Raw genomic sequence first — 3,295 nt, forward strand, 5'->3', positions numbered from 1 at the left:
CGCCTGATCCTGCGCAAGCTGCGGCTTTTTTGCGCTGCGTTTCTGGTAATGCTTTGGCCGATGTGGCGTATGGCGACTGTCACGGCTTGAGACAATTATTGGGAAATGGGATTGTTCAGGGCGGACTTTGTAGAGACACGGAAGGAATCTGCGGAATTGTTGATGGCGTCAGCGGTAAAATGACGGCATGGTTGAAAAAACCAATAATGGACGCAACTAGTGACGTTGAGTCGTTGCAGCCAACATGCCTCGAAACCAGCATTCTATGGAAACTTATGGCCATCTACCAATTGGGGGGAAACGCTCCCGACATCGATCCATCTGCCCACATCGCCCCCACCGCTAATCTGATCGGTAAGGTCAAGGTGGAAGCCAATGCCAGCATCTGGTTCGGCGTCACGATTCGCGGCGACAATGAATTGATTACCATCGGCCAAGGCAGCAATGTGCAAGAAAGCAGCACACTGCATACCGATATGGGATTCCCGCTAACGCTTGGCAAAAACGTGACTGTTGGCCATCAGGCAATGCTGCATGGCTGTACTATCGGCGACGGTGCGCTGATCGGCATCCAGGCAGTGGTGCTGAATGGCGCGAAAATCGGCAAAAATTGCCTCGTCGGTGCAGGCGCACTGGTCGCGGAAGGCAAGGAATTCCCCGAGAATTCACTGATCATCGGTTCACCTGCAAGGGTGGCGCGGACTCTCAGCGAAGAGGATATCGCAGCACTCGCCAAGAATGCCCAGCATTATGTCGAGCGCAGCGCACAATACAAAAGCGGCTTAAAAATCATCAGCGAATAAATAGAGAAGTGGAAAAAATATGGACGTAACAACAATCATGGATAGCGGCAGCCAGCACGGCGATTCGCTGCAGAAATTCATGGTGGACAATGCCGCGGTACGCGGCGAACTGGTCGAGCTGTCGACAACCTGGCAACAGGTGCTGACCCATCACCACTATCCGCAGCCAGTGACAACGCTGCTAGGTGAAATGATGGCCGCTGCGGCGTTGATGTCTGCCAATCTCAAATTCAATGGGGTCATCGTCATGCAGATTCACGGTGATGGCCCGGTGCGCCTGCTGGTGGCGGAGTGCGATTCGCAACTGCATATGCGCGCCACCGCCAAGCTGGCACCCGATACAGTGATCGACGACGATGCCAGCATGTCGCAACTGGTCAACCTGAACGGCCAGGGCCGCTTCGTCATTACGCTTGATCCACAAGACAAGATGCCCGGCCAGAAACCTTACCAAGGCATCGTGCCGCTGGACGGCGACAGCATTGCCACCGTCATCGAGAACTACATGCTGCGCTCGGAACAGCTCGATACCAAACTCTGGCTGGCTGCTGACGATAAAGTGGCGCGCGGCCTGCTGCTGCAAAAATTGCCGAACCACGGCGGCATTGATGCACCGGTCAACGACGATCTGGAAACATGGAACCGCTTCATGGCGCTGGGCGGCACCCTGCAACCGAAAGAGATGCTGACGACCGATATCCAGACCCTGATGCGGCGTCTGTTCTGGGAAGAAAATATCCGCGTGTTCGCGCCGCAGTTGCCGAGCTTTCAATGCAATTGCTCGCGCGAGAAAGTCGGCAACATGCTGAAAATGCTGGGGCAACCCGAAATCGAAGAAGCGCTGGCGGATTTAGGCAAGCTGGCGGTCGATTGCGATTTCTGCGGCCAACACTATGAATTCGATAAAGTAGACTGCGCCCATCTGTTCGCCACAGAAGCCCCGGTAGAAGCACTGCTGCCGACTGGCAGCAGCAAGCATTAAAACAAAAAAGGGGTCACACGATTCACCGTGCGCCCCTTTTTTACAGGCAGCTAATGCACGCTGAGCTGACTGCGGAAAATGAGAATCAAACGACCCGATTCAGGGGTGCGGTTTTTTCACGCGCTCATCCGGCACGGCGACTGCCACGGTCTTTTCTACTGCGGTCAATTCCGGATTAGGTGGTGACGGCGCATCAGCAGGATTACCATTGGGATCGAGGATCTGAACAAAGATCTCACCTTGCTTGATCATCCCCAGCTCACTGCGGGCGCGTTCTTCGACTGCGCCAGTGCCTTCTTTCAGGTCATGCACCTCCGAATCAAGCTTGGCATTGCGAGCTTTTAATTCATCGATCTTGTCATGCGCCGCGCGCACCTGTTGATCCATATCCCAAACGCGCAGCCAGCCGCCCTTGCCCAGCCAGAGTGGGTACTGGACCAATATCAGCAGAACAGTAAGAAAAATGGCAATCAGGCGCATGAAAAAATAAATAGTCCCTAGTTGGCTAGAACTTCTCGCATGGTCGGTTGAAGACAGAGTGGCACGGACAGCGTAACTCGGCCGGCAGCGGCGTCTGATAAACTCTGCCCGTTTAGTTTTCTTAGCAATTTGTACGTTGCACTTAGTCAGTTGGGGACAGAGTCGCACAGATCGTGTAACTCGGCGCGCTGCGGCGCCTCATCAACTCTGTCCCGCAATGACTATTAATTACTTGAGGTTGTAAAACGCGTCACGACCAGGATAGGCGGCGACATCGCCCAGGTCTTCTTCGATACGCAACAACTGGTTGTACTTGGCCATACGATCCGAACGCGACATCGAGCCGGTCTTGATCTGCAAGGCATTCATGCCAACTGCGATATCTGCAATGGTCGAATCCTCAGTCTCGCCAGAACGGTGCGAGATCACTGCGGTGTAACCGGCACGCTTGGCCATTTCAATCGCGGCAAAAGTTTCAGTCAAGGTACCGATCTGGTTGATTTTGATCAGAATCGAATTGGCGATATCCTTCTGAATACCTTCTTTCAGGATCTTGGTGTTGGTGACGAACAGGTCGTCGCCCACCAGTTGAATCTTCTTGCCCAGAGTTTCGGTCAGCAGCTTCCAGCCGTCCCAATCGTTTTCCGCCATGCCGTCTTCGATGCTGATGATCGGGTACTTGTCGCACCAGGATGCCAGCAAACCGGTGAATTGCGCGCCGGTCAAGGTCATGTTTTCACCTGCCAGAACATAGCTGCCGTCTTTATAGAATTCACTTGCAGCGCAATCCAGGCCGAGCGCGATTTGCGTACCTGGCTCATAGCCGGCAGCTTCGATTGCCTGGATGATCAGCTTCAGCGCTTCTTCGTGGCTGGACAGGTTAGGCGCAAAGCCACCTTCATCGCCAACTGAAGTCGACAAGCCCTTGTCATGCAGAATTTTCTTCAGCGCGTGGAATACTTCGGCGCCGTAACGCAACGCTTCACGGAAGCTCGGTGCGCCGACTGGGATGATCATGAATTCCTGGATG

4 protein-coding genes are annotated in these 3,295 nt (G+C 54.1%); 2 read left to right on the top strand and 2 right to left on the bottom strand.

Annotated elements, in window-relative coordinates:
* The first annotated feature begins 275 nt into the window (after positions 1-275).
* Both ACIQ0R_RS12010 and hslO read left to right on the top strand, forming a co-directional pair.
* Positions 276-803, top strand: a complete 528-nt coding sequence (locus ACIQ0R_RS12010; RefSeq protein ID WP_395827739.1) for a gamma carbonic anhydrase family protein — start codon at positions 276-278, stop codon at positions 801-803.
* A 19-nt stretch (positions 804-822) separates the two neighbouring features.
* The gene (gene hslO, locus ACIQ0R_RS12015) at positions 823-1,785 is read left to right on the top strand and encodes an Hsp33 family molecular chaperone HslO (protein ID WP_395827728.1); all 963 of its coding nucleotides are present in this window, start codon (positions 823-825) and stop codon (positions 1,783-1,785) included.
* Positions 1,786-1,884: 99 nt separating this feature from the next.
* On the opposite strand, the gene ftsB is transcribed toward hslO, so the two are convergent.
* Both ftsB and ACIQ0R_RS12025 read right to left on the bottom strand, forming a co-directional pair.
* Positions 1,885-2,265 (bottom strand): cell division protein FtsB, encoded by a 381-nt coding sequence (gene ftsB, locus ACIQ0R_RS12020; RefSeq protein WP_395827731.1) that lies wholly within the window; start codon positions 2,263-2,265, stop codon positions 1,885-1,887.
* A 228-nt stretch (positions 2,266-2,493) separates the two neighbouring features.
* Positions 2,494-3,295, bottom strand: an 802-nt coding sequence (locus ACIQ0R_RS12025; RefSeq protein WP_395827734.1) for a phosphopyruvate hydratase, incomplete at its 5' end; no start/stop codon positions are given.

It is taken from the genome of Collimonas sp. (assembly GCF_044339385.1).
In the GTDB taxonomy this organism is placed as follows: Bacteria; Pseudomonadota; Gammaproteobacteria; order Burkholderiales; family Burkholderiaceae_D; genus Collimonas.